Origin of the sequence: Apilactobacillus kunkeei (assembly GCF_005930975.1) — a bacterium.
Lineage (GTDB): Bacteria > Bacillota > Bacilli > Lactobacillales > Lactobacillaceae > Apilactobacillus > Apilactobacillus kunkeei_E.
Genome location: NZ_VBSE01000016.1, coordinates 1 through 276, shown reverse-complemented (window position 1 = coordinate 276; position 276 = coordinate 1). Strand labels below are relative to the sequence as shown.

The 276-nt window shown below is 37.3% G+C and carries 1 pseudogene; it reads right to left on the bottom strand.

Going from position 1 to position 276, the window contains the following annotated elements:
- Window positions 1-276: pseudogene (locus FD688_RS00055) on the bottom strand (undecaprenyl/decaprenyl-phosphate alpha-N-acetylglucosaminyl 1-phosphate transferase); the annotation flags it as partial.

Genomic DNA, 276 nt, shown 5'->3' with positions numbered 1-276 from the left:
GCAATCGTTAGTAAAATGGAACCCCAAATTGTTGAGATTGGATATAACAATGAAATGAATGAGAAAATCAATGCAATTCCATAGATTACCAATACGGTTTGACGGTGAGTCAATCCGATTTGCATCAAACGGTGATGTAAGTGTCGTTTGTCAGCATGCATGATTGGTTGTTTGTTTAACATTCTACGTAAGATTGCGTAAATAGTATCGGTGATTGGGACCCCCAAGATAATTACCGGAATAATAACGGTAATGAATGTGGCATTCTTCAATCCA